We start from the raw sequence: 1772 nt of genomic DNA on the forward strand, positions 1-1772 counted from the left end.
CGGAGACAATTCCTTTTGGATTGAAGATTGTCAGTAGACAGTCAACAGTCAAGATCAACTCGGTCTGATGCTTTCGGGTGTCGGGTCTGTAATTTTTTACGGAGAGTTTGATCCTGGCTCAGGACGAACGCTGGCGGCGTGCTTAACACATGCAAGTCGAACGATGATGCCCAGCTTGCTGGGTTGATTAGTGGCGAACGGGTGAGTAACACGTGAGTAACCTGCCCCTGACTCTGGGATAAGCGTTGGAAACGACGTCTAATACTGGATATGATCACTGGCCGCATGGTCTGGTGGTGGAAAGATTTTTTGGTTGGGGATGGACTCGCGGCCTATCAGCTTGTTGGTGAGGTAATGGCTCACCAAGGCGACGACGGGTAGCCGGCCTGAGAGGGTGACCGGCCACACTGGGACTGAGACACGGCCCAGACTCCTACGGGAGGCAGCAGTGGGGAATATTGCACAATGGGCGAAAGCCTGATGCAGCAACGCCGCGTGAGGGATGACGGCCTTCGGGTTGTAAACCTCTTTTAGTAGGGAAGAAGCGAAAGTGACGGTACCTGCAGAAAAAGCACCGGCTAACTACGTGCCAGCAGCCGCGGTAATACGTAGGGTGCAAGCGTTGTCCGGAATTATTGGGCGTAAAGAGCTCGTAGGCGGTTTGTCGCGTCTGCTGTGAAATCCCGAGGCTCAACCTCGGGCTTGCAGTGGGTACGGGCAGACTAGAGTGCGGTAGGGGAGATTGGAATTCCTGGTGTAGCGGTGGAATGCGCAGATATCAGGAGGAACACCGATGGCGAAGGCAGATCTCTGGGCCGTAACTGACGCTGAGGAGCGAAAGCATGGGGAGCGAACAGGATTAGATACCCTGGTAGTCCATGCCGTAAACGTTGGGCGCTAGATGTAGGGACCTTTCCACGGTTTCTGTGTCGTAGCTAACGCATTAAGCGCCCCGCCTGGGGAGTACGGCCGCAAGGCTAAAACTCAAAGGAATTGACGGGGGCCCGCACAAGCGGCGGAGCATGCGGATTAATTCGATGCAACGCGAAGAACCTTACCAAGGCTTGACATACACCGGAAACGGCCAGAGATGGTCGCCCCCTTGTGGTCGGTGTACAGGTGGTGCATGGTTGTCGTCAGCTCGTGTCGTGAGATGTTGGGTTAAGTCCCGCAACGAGCGCAACCCTCGTTCTATGTTGCCAGCGGGTTATGCCGGGGACTCATAGGAGACTGCCGGGGTCAACTCGGAGGAAGGTGGGGATGACGTCAAATCATCATGCCCCTTATGTCTTGGGCTTCACGCATGCTACAATGGCCGGTACAAAGGGCTGCGATACCGTAAGGTGGAGCGAATCCCAAAAAGCCGGTCTCAGTTCGGATTGAGGTCTGCAACTCGACCTCATGAAGTCGGAGTCGCTAGTAATCGCAGATCAGCAACGCTGCGGTGAATACGTTCCCGGGCCTTGTACACACCGCCCGTCAAGTCATGAAAGTCGGTAACACCCGAAGCCGGTGGCCTAACCCTTGTGGAAGGAGCCGTCGAAGGTGGGATCGGTGATTAGGACTAAGTCGTAACAAGGTAGCCGTACCGGAAGGTGCGGCTGGATCACCTCCTTTCTAAGGAGCATCTGGCTCAGGTTCCCCCACGGTTCGTGGTGGGGGTTTGGGTTCAGGCGCCCGGTTCGGACCGAACGTGTCCGACGGGTAGCTCATGGGTGGAACATTGACAGTGCAGTTGGGAGTGATGCTTCCGACCTCAGTACGCCAGGCTC

The 1772-nt window shown here is 56.0% G+C and carries 1 rRNA gene; it reads left to right on the forward strand.

The annotated features are described in order from the left end of the window. Positions 1-95 precede the first annotated feature (95 nt). Positions 96-1617 (forward strand): 16S ribosomal RNA (locus MT346_RS17850). Positions 1618-1772 lie beyond the last annotated feature (155 nt).

This window comes from Curtobacterium sp. VKM Ac-2922 (assembly GCF_022815645.1).
In the GTDB taxonomy this organism is placed as follows: Bacteria; Actinomycetota; Actinomycetes; order Actinomycetales; family Microbacteriaceae; genus Curtobacterium.